Raw genomic sequence first — 15,829 nt, forward strand, 5'->3', positions numbered from 1 at the left:
AAGGGCCGTACACGGGAGGCCCGTGTACGGCCTTTCGGCTGTCTGTGTACGGCTCTTCAGTCGTCCGTACGACGCTCAGCGGTCCACGATCCGGTCGAACTGCGTGGTGGTGTGCCGCAGATGGGCCACCAGTTCCTCGCCGACCTTCGGCTCCGGGGCGTCGGAGGGGACGAACAGGATCGACACCTGCATGTGCGGTGGCTCGGCGAACCAGCGCTGCTTGCCGCCCCAGACGAACGGAGAAAGGTTCCGGTTGACCGTGGCGAGGCCGGCGCGGGCCACGCCCTTGGCGCGCGGCATGACGCCGTGCAGCGCCTTGGGAGCCTCCAGGCCCACTCCGTGCGACGTACCGCCCGCCACGACGACCAGGAAGCCGTCCGAGGCCGCCTTCTGCTGGCGATAGCCGAACCGGTCGCCCTTGGCCACGTGAGTGACGTCCAGGACCGCCCCGCGGTACTCGGTGGCCTCGTGGTCCCCCAGCCACAGCCGCGTGCCGATGCGGGCACGGAAGCGGGTCTGCGGGAACTGCTGCTGGAGCCGGGCGAGATCCTCGGCCTTGAGGTGGCTGACGAACATCGTGTGCAGCGGCAGGCGCGCCGCACGCAACCGGTCCATCCAGCCGATGACCTCCTCGACGGCGTCCGAGCCGTCCGTGCGGTCCAGCGGCAGGTGGATGGCGAAGCCCTCGAGACGGACGTTCTCTATGGCGGAGTGCAGCTGCGGCAGGTCCTGCTCGCTGATGCCGTGACGCTTCATCGAGGACATCACCTCGATGACCACGCGGGCGCCCACGAGGCCGTAGACCCCGTCGATCGACGACACCGAACGGATGACCCGGTCCGGCAGCGGCACGGGCTCCTCGCCGCGCCGGTACGGCGTCAGCACCAGCAGGTCGCCGCCGAACCAGTCCTTGATGCGCGCGGCCTCGTACGTCGTGCCGACCGCGAGGACGTCCGAGCCCAGCCGCGTGGCCTCCTCCGCCAGCCGCTCGTGCCCGAAGCCGTAGCCGTTGCCCTTGCAGACCGGGACGAGACCCGGGAACTGGTCCTGCACGTGCTTGTGGTGCGCACGCCAGCGCGCGGTGTCGACGTAGAGCGTGAGCGCCATGGCCGGACCTGGAACCTTTCTCGTGGCTGCGGTGTATCAGAGGTATGGAAGCGAACGAACGTGTCGAAGCTATCGAAGCAAACAGCCGGGGTTCAGCGGCGCGACATGTAGATGTCGAGCGCCTTGTGGAGCAGCTTGTTCAGCGGGAAATCCCACTCGCCGAGGTACTCGGCGGCCTGGCCGCCCGTGCCGACCTTGAACTGGATCAGGCCGAAGAGGTGGTCGGTCTCGTCCAGCGAGTCGGAGATGCCGCGCAGGTCGTAGACGGTCGCGCCGAGCGCGTAGGCGTCGCGCAGCATCCGCCACTGCATCGCGTTCGAGGGCCGGACCTCACGGCCGATGTTGTCGGAGGCGCCGTAGGAGTACCAGACGTGTCCGCCGACGATCAGCATCGTCGCCGCCGACAGGTTCACGCCGTTGTGGCGGGCGAAGTACAGCCGCATGCGGTTGGGGTCCTCGTTGTTGAGGGCCGTCCACATGCGCTGGAAGTACGACAGCGGGCGGGGCCGGAAGTGGTCACGCACGGCCGTGATCTCGTAGAGCCGCTGCCATTCCTCGAGGTCCTGGTAACCGCCCTGGACGACCTCGACACCGGCCTTCTCGGCCTTCTTGATGTTGCGGCGCCACAGCTGGTTGAAGTTCTTGTGGACCTCTTCCAGGGACCGGTTTGCCAGCGGCACCTGGTACACGTAGCGGGGCTGGACGTCGCCGAAGCCGGCGCCCCCGTCCTCGCCCTGCTGCCAGCCCATGCGACGGAGCTTGTCGGCGACCTCGAAGGCGCGCGGCTCGATGAAGTCGGCCTCGATGTCGCGCAGCCGCTTCACGTCGGGGTTCTGGATGCCGGCCTTGATGGAGGTGGCCTCCCAGCGCCGGATGATCACCGGCGGGCCCATCTTCACCGAGAAGGCGCCCTGGTGCTTCAGGTGCGCGAGCATCGGTTCCAGCCAGTCGGTCAGATTCGGCGCGAACCAGTTGATGACCGGGCCCTCGGGCAGATAGGCGAGGTAGCGCTTGATCTTGGGGAGCTGCCGATAGAGGACCATGCCCGCACCGACCAACTCGCCGGTCTTGTCGTCGAACCACCCGAGGCTCTCGGAGCGCCACTCCGCCTTGACGTCTGCCCAGGCCGGAACCTGCATGTGGCTAGCCGACGGCAGGCTCTGGATGTATGCCAGATGCTGCTCGCGGCTGATCGTCCTCAGGGTCAGGCTCATTCGGGGCGCTCCTCGGGCTGGTGTGTCCCCATGGGTACAGGGGCTCCGGCTCTCGCGCCGAAGCCTACTGCGCCTGGCGAGCGCCCCGACTGGGCGTACGGAACCTGCGCCCCGGCCGGTGGGCCGCCGAGGCGTTCCGCGGTGCTTTGTGTGCTGTTGAGGGGGCGGTGCCCGAGGCGTCAGCTGAGGAGTCCGCCGAAGAGGCCGCCGTGCGCCATGCCGAGGAAGAAGCCGATCGCCGAGGCGCCGAGACCGAGGATCAGTCCGAAGCGTTCACGGGTCGTCTCCGAGATCCACTGGCCGTACGCGCCGACGAGGATCCCCACCAGTCCGGTCCAGGAGCTGATGAGGTGCAGGCTGTGGAACATCGCCGTGATGAACGACGTGAGCCCCAGGACCAGGGTCACCGCGAGCAGGGTGTCCTGGAGGGGGTGGGGTTTGCCGTCCGTGGCGAAGAGGCCTCCGACGGTGTTGGGTCGCAATGCTTGTGCCATAGGGCACCTCCTGCGAAAGGCGGCGCATCGTAGCGCCATACACACCCGATGTGTACAGATTGTCGTTCTTGGCGGCCGGATTTCAACCGGAAGCCAAGGTGCGGGTACTCTGTACCGTCTGCACTGGTGTCTGCCCATGTCACGACCGGGACTACCGCGAGGAAGCCCCGATTGTCAGTGGCTGCCGATACCTTTGCGTACGCATTACAACCCTCCTGCCACGGAACGACCGTGGCCGTTGAGTCCAAAGGAGGTGGGTTCCACATGCGTCACTACGAGGTGATGGTCATCCTCGACCCCGATCTGGAGGAGCGCGCTGTCGCCCCCCTGATCGAGAACTTCCTCTCCGTCGTCCGTGAGGGCAACGGAAAGGTCGAGAAGGTCGACACCTGGGGCCGTCGTCGGCTCTCGTACGAGATCAAGAAGAAGCCCGAGGGCATCTACTCGGTCATCGACCTGCAGGCCGAGCCTGCGGTCGTCAAGGAGCTCGACCGCCAGATGAACCTGAACGAGTCGGTCCTCCGGACCAAGGTCCTCCGCCCCGAGAACCACTGAGCCTCCCGCTCAGCTGATCTCGGGATTCGAGTAGCAGCAACCAAGCAGCCAGAGCAGCAAACCCGCCGAGAGGTTCCCCATGGCAGGCGAGACCGTCATCACGGTCGTCGGCAATCTTGTCGACGACCCCGAGCTGCGCTTCACCCCCTCCGGTGCGGCGGTCGCGAAGTTCCGTGTCGCGTCCACCCCCCGCACCTTCGACCGGCAGACCAACGAGTGGAAGGACGGCGAGAGCCTGTTCCTGACCTGCTCGGTCTGGCGTCAGGCGGCGGAGAACGTCGCGGAGTCGCTCCAGCGAGGCATGCGCGTCATCGTGCAGGGCCGGCTGAAGCAGCGGTCCTACGAGGACCGTGAGGGCGTCAAGCGCACGGTCTACGAGCTGGACGTCGAGGAAGTCGGCGCCAGCCTGCGCAGTGCCACGGCCAAGGTCACCAAGACTGCCGGCGGCGCCGGCCGCGGTGGTCAGGGTGGTTACAGCGGCGGTGGCGGCGGCCAGGCCGGCGGCAGCTGGGGTGGAAACTCCGGCGGCGGCCAGCAGGGCGGCGGCGCTCCCGCCGACGACCCCTGGGCGACCGGCGCTCCCGCCGGTGGCAACCAGGGCGGCGGCGGTGGCGGCGGCTGGGGTGGAAGCCCCAGCGGCGGCCAGCAGGGCGGCGGCTACTCGGACGAGCCCCCCTTCTAGGCCTTCGGGCCGAGGGTGGGTCGTACCCACACTTCTTGATCACACAGGAGAAACACCATGGCGAAGCCGCCTGTGCGCAAGCCTAAGAAAAAGGTCTGCGCTTTTTGCAAGGACAAGGTCACGTACGTGGACTACAAGGACACGAACATGCTGCGGAAGTTCATTTCCGACCGCGGCAAGATCCGTGCCCGCCGCGTGACCGGCAACTGCACGCAGCACCAGCGTGACGTCGCCACGGCCGTCAAGAACAGCCGTGAGATGGCGCTGCTGCCCTACACCTCCACCGCGCGATAAGGGAAGGGTGACCGACCAATGAAGATCATCCTTACCCACGAGGTCTCCGGCCTCGGTGCCGCGGGCGACGTCGTCGACGTCAAGGACGGCTACGCTCGCAACTACCTGATCCCGCGGAAGTTCGCTATCCGCTGGACCAAGGGTGGCGAGAAGGACGTCGAGCAGATCCGTCGTGCTCGCAAGATCCACGAGATCCAGACCATCGAGCAGGCCAACCAGGTCAAGGGCCGGCTCGAGGCCGTCAAGGTTCGTCTGGCCGTTCGCTCCGGCGACGCCGGTCGTCTCTTCGGTTCCGTCACCCCGGCCGACATCGCCTCGGCGATCAAGGCTTCCGGTGGCCCCGAGGTCGACAAGCGCCGCATCGAGCTCGGTTCGCCGATCAAGACGCTGGGCGCCCACGAGACGTCCGTGCGTCTGCACCCCGAGGTGGCCGCCAAGGTCAACATCGAGGTCGTCGCTGCGTGACGCTGCGCTTGGTTTGAGCAGCTGAGAAGGGCCGCACCTTCGGGTGCGGCCCTTCTTGTGTGCGCCCTGACCGAGGTGTGTTTCACGTGAAACAGAGGGTTTCACGTGAAACAGTCGGCGTGCCACGCGTGATTCAGCGTGGCCCTCTGTTCAGCGCGTGGCTCCGGTGACGATCCAGCGGCCCGAGCGGGACCGCAGCCAGAGGGTCAGCATGCGTACCGCCATCATCAGCGTCATCGCTCCCCAGACCGCGGTGAGGCCACCGCCGAGCGCGGGAATGAGTAGGGCCACAGGTGTGAAGATCGCCAGGGTCAGGACCATGGCCCAGGCGAGGTAGGGTCCGTCGCCCGCTCCCATCAGGACGCCGTCCAGAACGAAGACGATCCCGCAGATGGGCTGGGCGAGCGCCACCACGAGTAGAGCGGGTAGTGCCGCGTCCTTCACCACGGAGTCGCTCGTGAACAGCGGAAGGAATACGGGACGGGCCGCCGCGACGGCGAGGCCGAGTATCACGCCCACCGCGATGCCCCACTGCACCATGCGGCGGCATGCCTCGCGGGCACCCTGGACGTCGCCGGCGCCGAGGTAGCGGCCGATGATGGCCTGTCCTGCGATGGCGATGGCGTCCAGGGCGAAGGCGAGCAGGCTCCACAGCGACAGGATGATCTGGTGCGCCGCGATGTCGGCATCGCCGAGACGGGCGGCCACGGCCGTGGCGATCATCAGGATCGTGCGGAGCGAGAGGGTGCGGACGAGCAGGGGGACGCCGGCCTGCGCCGAAGCCCGGATACCTGCGGCGTCGGGGCGCAGCGAGGCGCCGTGGGCGCGGGCCCCGCGGACGACGACCACGAGGTACACGGCAGCCATACCGAACTGGGCGATGACGGTGCCCCAGGCGGAGCCGGCGATGCCGAGGTCGGCGCCGTAGACGAGCCCCACGTTGAGGGCGGCGTTGGCGACGAAGCCGCCGACGGCGACGTACAGCGGTGTCTTCGTGTCCTGGAGTCCGCGCAGAACGCCGGTCGAGGCGAGGACGACGAGCATGGCCGGGATGCCGAGGGACGAGATCCGCAGATAGGTGGTCGCGTACGGGGCGGCGGTGTCCGAGGCGCCGAAGAGTTCCACCAGGGCCGGTGCGGTGGGCAGGACGACGGCGACGACCACGGCGCCGAGCAGGAGTGCCAGCCAGATACCGTCCATGCCCTGCCGGATGGCGGCCGGCAGGTCGTCGGCTCCGACACGTCGGGCGACGGCTGCGGTCGTGGCGTAGGCGAGGAAGACGAAGATGCTGACGCCTGTCATGAGGAGGGCCGAGGCGACCCCGAGTCCCGCGAGTTGCGCCGTGCCGAGATGGCCCACGATCGCGCTGTCGGCCATGACGAAGAGCGGCTCGGCGACGAGCGCCCCGAAGGCCGGGACGGCCAGAGCGACGATCTCTCGGTCATGCTGTCGCCGTGTGGCGCGCGTGGTCGCCGGAGCATGTGTCATGAGCACCAATCTAATCGTCCACAGGTAAGAGATGCAATGTGTTAATGACCCTTACTTGCCTTGTCGTCGCGTGCGCTTTCGTGTGCCGTTCGATGTGATCTTGGCCCGACTGGGAAAGTTTTTCTTCTGCACAGCCGGTGGATGGGAAGAGTGCTGGTCAGGGCTGGTCCCGGATGAGAACCGCGAGCTTGTTCACAGGCCTGTCCACCGGGTCGTGCACAGGTTTTGGGGAGTTCTCCACAGCATCGGGGCCGTCGTCCACATGGCCTGTGGATAACCAGATTGGCTGACGGTGCCGTCGGGCCTACCGTGGTCCGGCGCCCACTCCGTCTGTCGGCCCGGAAACCATCACAAAACCGACGCGCCAGAACCGGAGTTGGGCCTCTTATTTGTCAGTGCCGTGCCGTAGAAAAAGAGAAGCACGGCGAGGTCCGCTCCGCGGACGGGAGGAGGTGGCTCGGTGAGCATTTCCGAGCCCTTGGACGATCCGTGGGCCGACAGCGGTCCCAGTGATCGCCTGCCTGCCTCGCGCCGCCGCGGCGAGGGTGGCCGAGGTCGCGACGAGCAGCACGACCGCGGCCGGGAGAGCGGTGAATGGGACGGCGGGAGTACGTCCTTCGAACGTGTCCCGCCGCAGGACCTCGACGCCGAGCAGTCCGTCCTCGGCGGCATGCTTCTGTCGAAGGACGCCATCGCCGACGTCGTCGAGGTCATCAAAGGACACGACTTCTACAAGCCGGCGCACGAGACGATCTTCCAGGCGATCCTCGATATCTACGCCAAGGGCGAGCCGGCCGACCCGATCACGATCGCGGCCGAGCTGACCAAGCGCGGTGAGATCAACAAGGTCGGCGGCGCATCGTATCTGCACACCCTTGTCCAGACGGTGCCGACGGCGGCCAACGCCGAGTACTACGCGGAGATCGTGCACGAGCGCGCGGTCCTGCGCCGTCTGGTCGAGGCCGGCACCCGCATCACCCAGATGGGATACGCGGCCGACGACGACGTCGACGAGATCGTCAACCGCGCCCAGGCCGAGATCTACGCGGTCACCGAGCAGCGCACCAGCGAGGACTATCTGCCGCTCGGCGACATCATGGAGGGCGCGCTCGACGAGATCGAGGCGATCGGCTCCCGCACGGGCGAGATGACCGGTGTGCCGACGGGATTCACGGACCTGGACTCGCTCACCAACGGTCTTCACCCGGGCCAGATGATCGTCATCGCGGCCCGCCCCGCCATGGGTAAGTCCACGCTGGCGCTGGACTTCGCGCGGGCGGCGTCGATCAAGAACAACCTGCCGAGCGTCATCTTCTCCCTGGAAATGGGGCGCAACGAGATCGCGATGCGTCTGCTGTCGGCCGAGGCGCGGGTGGCCCTGCACCACATGCGTTCCGGCACCATGACGGACGAGGACTGGACGAGGCTGGCCCGACGGATGCCCGAGGTCTCGGCCGCGCCGCTCTACATCGACGACTCCCCGAACCTGTCGATGATGGAGATCCGCGCGAAATGCCGTCGGCTGAAGCAGCGCAACGACATCAAGCTCGTGATCATCGACTATCTGCAGCTGATGCAGTCCGGCAAGCGCTCCGAGAGCCGTCAGCAGGAGGTCTCGGACATGTCTCGTAACCTCAAGCTCCTGGCCAAGGAGCTCGAGGTCCCGGTGATCGCGCTCTCACAGCTCAACCGTGGCCCCGAGCAGCGCACCGACAAGAAGCCACAGGTGTCCGACCTGCGTGAATCCGGCTCCATCGAGCAGGACGCCGACATGGTGATCCTGCTGCACCGCGAGGACGCCTACGAGAAGGAGTCGCCGCGCGCCGGCGAGGCGGACATCATCGTGGGCAAGCACCGTAACGGCCCGACGGCTACGATCACGGTCGCCTTCCAGGGCCACTACTCGCGCTTCGTGGACATGGCCCAGACCTGAGCCGCCTGTCTCCGGCCCAAAGCGTTCGACGCCGCGGTGTTCCGCGGGGTGGACTGGGCCCATGACGACATCTCAGAAAGAGCTGCTTCCCGGCACGCGCCGGGCGCTGCTGCACCGCATCGCCGTCGCCCAGGCCGAGGGACGTACGCCATCCCTGGTCGCGGCGGTCGTGCGGGACGGCCGGGCCGTCTGGCACGGCTCGCGGACGTCGGTGGACGGGCACGGGCCGGACGAGAACGTGCAGTACCGGATCGGCTCGATCACCAAGACCTTCACCGCCGTACTCGTGCTGCGGCTGCGCGACGAGGGACTGCTCGACCTCGGCGACCCGCTGGAGAAGCATCTGCCCGGCACCGGCGCGGGGGAGGCCACCCTTGCCGAACTCCTCGCTCACACGGCCGGGTTGGCGGCCGAGTCGCCGGGGCCGTGGTGGGAGCGCAGCCCGGGCTCGCTGCGGCCCGAACTGACCGACGTGCTCGGCGAGCAGCCCTTCCTGCACCCGGGCGGCCGTCGCTTCCACTACTCGAACCCCGGCTACACCCTGCTGGGCGCGCTGGTCGAGAAGCTGCGCGGCGCCGCATGGGAGGACGTCCTCCGGCGTGAAGTGCTTGAACCCCTGGGCCTCGACAGCACGAGTGCCCAGCCGCGGGCGCCGCACGCGGGTGGCTGGGCGGTGCATCCCTGGGCCGATGTGATGCTTCCGGAGCCCACCGAGGACCTCGGTCGGATGGCCCCGGCGGGCCAACTCTGGTCCACCACCGGCGACTTGGCGAAGTTCGCGGCCTTCCTGGCGAAAGGCGACGACCGGGTGCTGAGTGCGGAGACGGTGCGGGAGATGCGAACGCCCGCCGCTCCGGCCGAGGCCGCGGATGTCCTGGACGGTGCGACGTACGGTCTGGGGATGCAGGTGCAGAGCCGGGACGGCCGACTGCTCGTCGGGCACTCGGGGTCCCTGCCGGGATTCCTGGCCAACCTCACCATCAGCGTGGCGGACGACGTGGCCGCGGTGGTGCTGGCCAACTGCACCTCCGGGCCACTGCTGGGTTCCGTGGGCGCCGACCTCGTACGAATCGTCGCGGAGGCCGAGCCGCGGATTCCCGAGCCGTGGCGTCCTCTGCCCGAAGTCGACGCAGCTCTGCTGGAGTTGGCGGGGCCGTGGTACTGGGGGACGCATGCGTTCACCCTGCGGCTGACGACCGAGGGTGGTGTCTCGCTGGATCCGCTGAGCGGGATCGGCCGCCGCTCACGTTTTCGCAGGAACGGTGACGGCACGTGGACCGGCCTTGAGGGCTACTTCGCCGGAGAGCTTCTGAGGGCCATACGACGGCCTGACGGCGGTGTGAGCCATCTGGACCTCGGCTCGTTCGTGTTCACGCGTCAGCCGTACGACGAGGGCTCACCTGTGCCGGGTGGGGTGGATCCGGAGGGGTGGCGCGGTATCGGCTGAGCGGTGGGGGCTTGTTTCACGTGAAACAAGCCCCCACGGGCCGGGATGGTGGGCCTGAGTATCAGAGCGGCAGCTTGAAACCCACGTGTGAGGCCTCGAAGCCCAGCCTCTCGTAGAAGCGATGGGCGTCGGTGCGGGTGACGTCGGAGGTCAGCTGCACCAACTGGCATTCCTGGCGCCGTGATTCATCGACCGCCCACTCGATGAGCTGCGTACCCAGACCACTGCCACGCTCGTCGGCGTGGACGCGGACGCCTTCGATGATCGACCGGGTGGAGCCGCGTCGGGACAGCCCGGGAATGATCGTGAGCTGGAGCGTGCCCACGACGCGGTCCTCGCGGACGGCCACGACGAGGTGCTGGTTCGGGTCTGCGACGAGCCGATCCAGGGCGGTCAGGTAGGGGGCGAGGTCGTCCGGTGACTCGCGCTGCGCGCCCAGCGGGTCGTCCGCGAGCATGGCGACGATCGCGGGTACATCGGCGGCGACGGCAGGGCGTATTTCAAGATCTCCCATGCCGGCCAGCCTATGCGGGCACGCTCAGCGACTCCACGACCCGGACCAGGGGGGCCAGTTCGGGGTTCCTGGCCGCTTCGTCGAGGGCCTCGCGCAGGGCGGTGTCATTGGTCGGCCGAGCCTCGTCGAGGAGCTGGAGTCCTGCCTCGGTGACGTTGGTGTAGATGCCTCGGCGGTCGGTGGGGCACAGGTAGCGGGTGAGCAGGTGGCGGTCCTCGAGGCGGGTGACCAGCCGGGTGGTGGCGCTCTGGCTCAGGACGACGGCGTCGGCGACCTGCTTCATCTGGAGATGGCCGCCGTCTCCGTCGTGCTGTCGGCTGAGGACGTCGAGCAGGGAGTACTCGCGCACGCTGAGGTCGTGCTTCGCCTGGAGGGCCCGCTCGATATGGGCCTCGATCCTCCCGTGCAACAGGGAAAGGGCGCACCAGCCCTGTGCGAGGGCGGTGAGTGCGGGGTCCGTCGCTGTCATCGGCGCTTCCTTCGTCCCGGAACGGCTGAAGCCAGGATAGAGCAGGTCCGCAATAGTCGGCGCTTGCAAACATCAGGCGTATGCAAGTATTGTCTTCGACTGTAAAGCGCTCCTGCAATTACCTGGAAGGTGCAGTCCCTCATGCCTCTCGCGCTCCTGGCTCTCGCGATCGGGGCCTTCGGAATCGGAACCACCGAGTTTGTGATCATGGGCTTGCTGCCCGAGGTCGCGGGTGACTTCGGGGTTTCCATCCCTACGGCCGGCTTCCTGGTGACGGGCTATGCGCTCGGCGTCATGTTCGGTGCTCCGCTGATGACGGTGCTCGGCACCAAGGTCTCCCGCAAGCGCATGCTGATGCTGCTCATGGGGCTCTTCATCGTCGGCAACCTACTGTCCGCCCTGGCCCCCGCCTTCAGCGTCATGCTGATCGGCCGGGTGGTCGCCTCGCTCGCCCACGGTGCCTTCTTCGGCATCGGCTCGGTCGTGGCGGCCGAGCTGGTCGCCCCGGACAAGAAGGCCGGAGCCATCGCGATGATGTTCACCGGCCTCACCGTCGCCAACGTGGTGGGCGTCCCACTGGGCACCCTCGTCGGGCAGACCGTCGGCTGGCGCGTCACCTTCGCCCTCGTCGCCGCGCTCGGCGTCCTGGGCCTGCTGGGCATCGCCAAGCTCGTCCCCGACATGCCCAGGCCGGAGGGCGTGCACCTGCGCCACGAACTGGCCGCCTTCAAGAACGCCCAGGTCCTGCTCGCCATGGCGATGACGGTGCTCGGCTTCGGCGGTGTCTTCGCGGCCATCACCTACATCGCGCCGATGATGACCCACGTCGCCGGATTCGCCGACGGCTCCGTCACCTGGCTGCTCGTCCTCTTCGGCCTCGGCATGGTCGGCGGCAACCTCATCGGCGGCAAGTACGCGGACCGCGCCCTGATGCCCTTGCTGTACCTGTCTCTGGGCGCCCTGTCCGTCGTCCTCGCGCTCTTCACGCTCACCGCGCACAACAAGGTCCTCGCGGCCGTCACGATCGCGCTCATCGGCGCCCTGGGATTCGCCACGGTCCCACCGCTGCAGAAGCGCGTCCTCGACCAGGCGCACGGCGCCCCGACACTCGCCGCCGCGGTGAACATCGGTGCCTTCAACCTCGGCAACGCGCTCTCCGCCTGGCTCGGCGGCCTCGTCATCGGCGCCGGTCTCGGCTACACCGCTCCGAATTGGGTGGGCGCCGTCCTGGCCGCTGCCGCCCTGGGGCTCGCGCTGCTCTCGGCCGCCCTGGAGCGCCGAGCCGACACGCCCAGCGAGGTCGTGGCAGGGGCCGTACCGGCTGAGCGGCGGGCAGCCGTCCACCACTGATCCGGACAGGCGACACCGAGCCGCACCAGCCACCTCGAGCCGCGCAGAACGATGCCGGGTCCCGACCGGGACCCGGCATCACCCCTACGGCTGCTCTCAGCAAGCCGTCACCACGAGGTCGTCCCTCACCCTGCCGCCACCGTCACCGGTGCGAACCGCCGGCTCCAGTCACCGGGCAACTCCGAAATCCCGTAGGTCATGACCGAGTTGAAGGCAACGGACGCCAGCCCACGCTCCTTCACCCACGTCAGCAGTTCCTCGTGCCGCACGTCGATGTCGGTACGCAGCTTGAGGTCGGTGTCGGCGGCCAGCGAGGCGATGAGTGCTTTCGCCGTCTCCGTGTCCCGGGCGATGAGCGGTCCCACGACATGGTTGTCCATGTTGGGCCACGCGCCCGCGTACCCGATGATCCGGCCGTTCTCCTCGGCGACCCGCAACTGGTCGGCGAAGGCGGGCAGGCGCGTCACGATGTGCGTGCGATCGGCGCCGAAGACCTCCGCGTCGAGCCGGAGGATGGCCGTGAGGTCCTCTGCGGTCGCCGCACGTGTAGCGACGGCGGGCTCGTATCCGGAGGCCATGAAGTGGCCCCGCACCATCTCCACCCGGCCGGTGACCTTGAAGCCGAGTTCCTCGTAGAGCGGGCGGCCGTTGGGCGTCGCGTGCAGGGTCAGCGGGGTGGTGCTCATCGCCGCGATCACGTGACGCATCAGTCGGCGGCCGATGCCTCGGCGTGCATGCCGTTCGGCGACCAGGACCATGCCGATGGCCCCCAGATCGGGGCGGTCCTGCGGGCCGTACTCGGTGACGACGCAGGCGCTGACGAGGCCGCCGTTGGGGTCGTCGATGCCGTATCCCTTCCCGGAGGTGAGGAGGTAGCCCCACTTGTGCTCCTCGCGCGGCCACCCCCGGTCCTCGGACAAGTCGGCGCAGGCGGCGAGATCGCGCAGCGTCAGTCGGCGGATGGGCAGATCAGCGAGGGAAGGTGTCGACACGCAGGTCAGGCTGTCTGACGGGCGCCCTCGGCGTCCACCTGTTTCCGGTGTGATGTTCGAGGTTTTGGCCATGTCGTGGCCGACTGCACGGCACCTCGGCAGACGGTGCGCGTTTCACGTGAAACATGAGCGAATGCAGGCATCCGCCGACCCTGCGAAGCACCGGCGGCGTCCTCGCCTGGGCGTCGGCGGTGTCGTCGTCACAGCGCTTCAGGGATCCTCGCCGAGGTGCCCTCATCCGACCCGGCTAGCCTCGGGAACCATGTCCAGACTGCATCTCTTCGACCTCGACGGCACATTGCTGTACGGCACTTCCTCGCCCGTGGAGATCTCCCGGCAACTAGGCCTGGAAGCCGAGGCCGTGGCACTCGACCAGGCGATCTCGACGGGGCTGATAGAGCCGCCCGAGTACGCCGCGCGGGTGCGTGAACTGTGGGCGGAGCTCACCGAGGCCCATGTGGCGGCCGCTTTCGAGGGCGCTCCGTGGCTGGCCCGCATACGTGACGTCTGGGAGGAGATCCGGGAGAACGGCGACTATTGCGCCGTCATATCGCTCTCGCCGTCCTTCTTCGTCGAGCGGCTCACCACCTGGGGTGCCCACGCGGCGTACGGATCGCGCTTTCCCGCCGTGCCGTTCACCGAGCCGGTGGATCCGGCCGGAGTGCTCAGCGCCGCGGCCAAGGTCCTGATCGCCGACCGGCTGTGCGAGGAGTTCGGGGTGAGCCGGGCCGATTGCGTTGCCTATGGGGACTCGTCCTCGGACAAGGACCTCTTCGGCACGGTACCGGTCTCCGTCGCGGTCAATGCGGACAGCCATCTGTCCGGTCTCGCGACCCACGCCTACACGGGCAGAGATCTGTGGGATGCCTATGAATTGGTGCGCCACGCCCGGTAATTGAAGCAATTGATGGTTCGCTCCTCGCCTCATTCGTGGGGGAGGGAGGGGGGATTTGTGTGCGGAGCGCTGACCGGTAGGGTCGACTCCGGTTCTCGTCCGGCGTGAGGTGCAGACCCTGCATATCCCCTGCCCGGATCGTGAACAAGGCACGGCAGCCTAATGGGACGGAGAGATCGAAGACCCGCGTTTTCGGTTATGCGGCCGGGCGTCCCCACACAGTGGGAGGCTGCGGTGAGAGGACTGCGGCCAATGTCACACTCTCGCCTTACTTGTCCGTATGGAGCGCGGATACGGGTTGAATGTGGCCGCATTGGCCCAGGCCATGAACAGGGAAAGCAAGCCGTCTACGGGGGAAAGCAGGCACATTCCAACCGAGGAAGTGCGCAGACCGACCGAAAGATGTTCGAGGCGAGGCACACCATGGACGCTCCGACCACCGCGTCGGCCGACAACGGCACTTCCGGCGGCGGGGACGGCTGGTTCACGCCCCACAAGCAGCCGGAGCCGACACCGGGCAGCGAGCAGGAGACGGCCGAGGGCAGCCGCCTGGCGGCGCTGCGCCCGGTCGGCAGGACCCCACAGGGCGCCGACACGGCCCCACCGGCACAGGACGCCCCGCAGCCCGCCCCAGCCCCAACGCCTGCCCCAGCGCCACCGCCCGCTCCCGCCGCGCCACCTGTCTCGGCCGAGCAGGCGCACCCGGCAGAGACCTCTACCCCGCACGCGATACCGAACGAGGGGCCGACGGAACCCCCGCCCCCGGAGCAGCGTGTACCTCCGCAGCGCGCCAACCCGGCGCAGGCCCAACAGGCTTCCCCGGACGCGATCCTCATCCGCCGGACCATGGCGGAGGTCGCCCCCGTGGCCGACAAGGTCACCTCGTACTTCTACGCGCTCCTCTTCGTCCGCCACCCCGACCTGCGCTCGCTCTTCCCCGCCGCGATGGACACCCAGCGGGACCGGCTGCTCAAGGCGCTGCTCACCGCGGCGGAGCACATCGACAACACCCCCGTCCTCGTCGACTATCTGCAGAACCTCGGCCGCGGCCACCGCAAGTACGGCACCCGGGCCGAGCACTACCCGGCCGTCGGCGAGTGCCTCATCGGTGCGCTGAGCAAGTACGCCCAGAACATCTGGGATCCGGAGCTGGAGGCGGCCTGGGTCCGGACGTACACGACGATCTCGCAGGTGATGATCGACGCGGCGGCCACGGACGAACTGCGTGCCCCGGCCTGGTGGTACGCCGAGGTCGTGGCGCACGACCTCAGGACGCCGGACGTCGCGGTCGTCACCGTCCGCCCGGACCAGCCCTATCCGTTCCTCGCCGGCCAGTACACGAGCCTGGAGACGCCGTGGTGGCCGCGGATCTGGCGGCATTACTCCTTCGCCTCGGCGCCCCGCTCCGGCGGTCTGCTGTCGTTCCACGTGAAGGCCGTCCCGGCGGGCTGGGTCTCCAACGCCCTGGTGCACCGTGCCCGGCCAGGCGACATCCTCCGGCTCGGTCCGCCGACCGGTTCGATGACCGTGGACCACACCACCGACAGCGGACTGCTCTGTCTGGGCGGCGGTACCGGCATAGCGCCCATCAAGGCACTGATCGAGGACGTGGCCGAACACGGCGAGCGCCGGCCGGTCGAGGTGTTCTACGGCGCCCGCACCGACCACGACCTGTACGACATCGACACCATGCTCAGGCTCCAGCAGTCCCACCCGTGGCTCTCGGTCCGCGCGGTCATCGACCAACTGGCGCGTGTCCAGCTCCCCGACGCCATCCGCCAGTACGGCCCCTGGAACGAGTTCGACGCCTTCGTCTCGGGCCCGCCCGGGATGATCCGCAGGGGTGTGGACGCCCTGCGGGACATCGGCATTCCGTCGAACCGCATACGTCACGACTCCGTGGAGGAGCTCGTCGTCATCGGGGACTGAT

At 68.2% G+C, this 15,829-nt stretch carries 16 protein-coding genes; 9 read left to right on the forward strand and 7 right to left on the reverse strand.

Going from position 1 to position 15,829, the window contains the following annotated elements; translation table 11 throughout:
• Nucleotides 1–75 precede the first annotated feature (75 nt).
• The 3 genes from QF037_RS24055 to QF037_RS24065 all read right to left on the reverse strand — a co-directional run bounded on the left by QF037_RS24055 (nucleotide 76) and on the right by QF037_RS24065 (nucleotide 2,815).
• Nucleotides 76–1,107, reverse strand: coding sequence for an alanine racemase (locus QF037_RS24055; RefSeq protein WP_307028519.1), 1,032 nt, complete (start codon nucleotides 1,105–1,107; stop codon nucleotides 76–78).
• 92 nt (nucleotides 1,108–1,199) lie between these two features.
• Nucleotides 1,200–2,321 carry a peptidoglycan bridge formation glycyltransferase FemX gene (gene femX, locus QF037_RS24060; protein WP_307028521.1) on the reverse strand — a complete coding sequence of 374 codons (1,122 nt, stop codon included), beginning with the start codon at nucleotides 2,319–2,321 and terminating at the stop codon, nucleotides 1,200–1,202.
• Nucleotides 2,322–2,500: 179 nt separating this feature from the next.
• The gene (locus QF037_RS24065; protein ID WP_307028523.1) at nucleotides 2,501–2,815 is read right to left on the reverse strand and encodes a hypothetical protein; all 315 of its coding nucleotides are present in this window, start codon (nucleotides 2,813–2,815) and stop codon (nucleotides 2,501–2,503) included.
• Between the two features lie 264 nt (nucleotides 2,816–3,079).
• Here QF037_RS24065 and rpsF point away from each other — a divergent pair, with 264 nt between their 5' ends.
• The 4 genes from rpsF (at nucleotide 3,080) to rplI (ending at nucleotide 4,811) form a co-directional block, all read left to right on the forward strand.
• Nucleotides 3,080–3,370 (forward strand): 30S ribosomal protein S6, encoded by a 291-nt coding sequence (gene rpsF / locus QF037_RS24070; RefSeq protein WP_307028525.1) that lies wholly within the window; start codon nucleotides 3,080–3,082, stop codon nucleotides 3,368–3,370.
• A gap of 79 nt (nucleotides 3,371–3,449) precedes the next feature.
• The gene (locus QF037_RS24075) at nucleotides 3,450–4,052 is read left to right on the forward strand and encodes a single-stranded DNA-binding protein (protein WP_307028527.1); all 603 of its coding nucleotides are present in this window, start codon (nucleotides 3,450–3,452) and stop codon (nucleotides 4,050–4,052) included.
• Nucleotides 4,053–4,109: 57 nt separating this feature from the next.
• Complete coding sequence (gene rpsR / locus QF037_RS24080) at nucleotides 4,110–4,346, forward strand: 30S ribosomal protein S18 (protein WP_003949403.1); 237 nt, start codon at nucleotides 4,110–4,112, stop codon at nucleotides 4,344–4,346.
• Between the two features lie 18 nt (nucleotides 4,347–4,364).
• Nucleotides 4,365–4,811, forward strand: coding sequence for a 50S ribosomal protein L9 (rplI, locus tag QF037_RS24085; RefSeq protein ID WP_307028529.1), 447 nt, complete (start codon nucleotides 4,365–4,367; stop codon nucleotides 4,809–4,811).
• A 150-nt stretch (nucleotides 4,812–4,961) separates the two neighbouring features.
• On the opposite strand, the gene QF037_RS24090 is transcribed toward rplI, so the two are convergent.
• The gene (locus QF037_RS24090) at nucleotides 4,962–6,308 is read right to left on the reverse strand and encodes an MATE family efflux transporter (RefSeq protein WP_373463809.1); all 1,347 of its coding nucleotides are present in this window, start codon (nucleotides 6,306–6,308) and stop codon (nucleotides 4,962–4,964) included.
• A 451-nt stretch (nucleotides 6,309–6,759) separates the two neighbouring features.
• On the opposite strand from QF037_RS24090, the gene dnaB reads away from it, so the two are divergent.
• Entirely contained in the window at nucleotides 6,760–8,232 is a 1,473-nt protein-coding gene (gene dnaB / locus QF037_RS24095) for a replicative DNA helicase (RefSeq protein WP_307028533.1), read from the forward strand.
• Between the two features lie 61 nt (nucleotides 8,233–8,293).
• Nucleotides 8,294–9,679: a serine hydrolase domain-containing protein gene (locus QF037_RS24100; protein ID WP_307028535.1), complete on the forward strand. Its 1,386-nt coding sequence runs from the start codon at nucleotides 8,294–8,296 to the stop codon at nucleotides 9,677–9,679.
• Nucleotides 9,680–9,740: 61 nt separating this feature from the next.
• On the opposite strand, the gene QF037_RS24105 is transcribed toward QF037_RS24100, so the two are convergent.
• Nucleotides 9,741–10,193, reverse strand: coding sequence for a GNAT family N-acetyltransferase (locus QF037_RS24105; protein ID WP_307028536.1), 453 nt, complete (start codon nucleotides 10,191–10,193; stop codon nucleotides 9,741–9,743).
• A 10-nt stretch (nucleotides 10,194–10,203) separates the two neighbouring features.
• A complete protein-coding gene (locus QF037_RS24110) occupies nucleotides 10,204–10,662 on the reverse strand; it encodes a MarR family winged helix-turn-helix transcriptional regulator (RefSeq protein ID WP_307028537.1) in 459 nt (152 codons plus the stop codon).
• 141 nt (nucleotides 10,663–10,803) lie between these two features.
• On the opposite strand from QF037_RS24110, the gene QF037_RS24115 reads away from it, so the two are divergent.
• A complete protein-coding gene (locus QF037_RS24115; RefSeq protein ID WP_307028539.1) occupies nucleotides 10,804–12,012 on the forward strand; it encodes an MFS transporter in 1,209 nt (402 codons plus the stop codon).
• Nucleotides 12,013–12,137: 125 nt separating this feature from the next.
• Here the strand turns inward: QF037_RS24115 and QF037_RS24120 are convergent, their stop codons facing one another.
• Nucleotides 12,138–13,004, reverse strand: coding sequence for a GNAT family N-acetyltransferase (locus QF037_RS24120; RefSeq protein ID WP_307028542.1), 867 nt, complete (start codon nucleotides 13,002–13,004; stop codon nucleotides 12,138–12,140).
• 262 nt (nucleotides 13,005–13,266) lie between these two features.
• Between QF037_RS24120 and QF037_RS24125 the strand changes: the two genes are divergently transcribed.
• Nucleotides 13,267–13,899: an HAD family hydrolase gene (locus QF037_RS24125; protein WP_307028544.1), complete on the forward strand. Its 633-nt coding sequence runs from the start codon at nucleotides 13,267–13,269 to the stop codon at nucleotides 13,897–13,899.
• A gap of 402 nt (nucleotides 13,900–14,301) precedes the next feature.
• The gene (locus tag QF037_RS24130; protein ID WP_373463810.1) at nucleotides 14,302–15,828 is read left to right on the forward strand and encodes a globin domain-containing protein; all 1,527 of its coding nucleotides are present in this window, start codon (nucleotides 14,302–14,304) and stop codon (nucleotides 15,826–15,828) included.
• Nucleotide 15,829 lies beyond the last annotated feature (1 nt).

The sequence above is a fragment of the Streptomyces canus genome (genome assembly GCF_030815415.1).
In the GTDB taxonomy this organism is placed as follows: Bacteria; Actinomycetota; Actinomycetes; order Streptomycetales; family Streptomycetaceae; genus Streptomyces; species Streptomyces canus_F.

Coding starts and splice junctions, on each gene's coding strand:
- QF037_RS24105 (WP_307028536.1), bottom strand. CDS start 10,193: ATGGGAGATCTTGAAATACGCCCTGCCGTCGCCGCCGATGTACCCGCG.
- QF037_RS24125 (WP_307028544.1), top strand. CDS start 13,267: ATGTCCAGACTGCATCTCTTCGACCTCGACGGCACATTGCTGTACGGC.
- rplI (WP_307028529.1), top strand. CDS start 4,365: ATGAAGATCATCCTTACCCACGAGGTCTCCGGCCTCGGTGCCGCGGGC.
- femX (WP_307028521.1), bottom strand. CDS start 2,321: ATGAGCCTGACCCTGAGGACGATCAGCCGCGAGCAGCATCTGGCATAC.
- QF037_RS24115 (WP_307028539.1), top strand. CDS start 10,804: ATGCCTCTCGCGCTCCTGGCTCTCGCGATCGGGGCCTTCGGAATCGGA.
- rpsR (WP_003949403.1), top strand. CDS start 4,110: ATGGCGAAGCCGCCTGTGCGCAAGCCTAAGAAAAAGGTCTGCGCTTTT.
- QF037_RS24100 (WP_307028535.1), top strand. CDS start 8,294: ATGACGACATCTCAGAAAGAGCTGCTTCCCGGCACGCGCCGGGCGCTG.
- QF037_RS24065 (WP_307028523.1), bottom strand. CDS start 2,815: ATGGCACAAGCATTGCGACCCAACACCGTCGGAGGCCTCTTCGCCACG.
- QF037_RS24110 (WP_307028537.1), bottom strand. CDS start 10,662: ATGACAGCGACGGACCCCGCACTCACCGCCCTCGCACAGGGCTGGTGC.
- QF037_RS24055 (WP_307028519.1), bottom strand. CDS start 1,107: ATGGCGCTCACGCTCTACGTCGACACCGCGCGCTGGCGTGCGCACCAC.
- QF037_RS24130 (WP_373463810.1), top strand. CDS start 14,302: ATGTTCGAGGCGAGGCACACCATGGACGCTCCGACCACCGCGTCGGCC.
- QF037_RS24075 (WP_307028527.1), top strand. CDS start 3,450: ATGGCAGGCGAGACCGTCATCACGGTCGTCGGCAATCTTGTCGACGAC.
- rpsF (WP_307028525.1), top strand. CDS start 3,080: ATGCGTCACTACGAGGTGATGGTCATCCTCGACCCCGATCTGGAGGAG.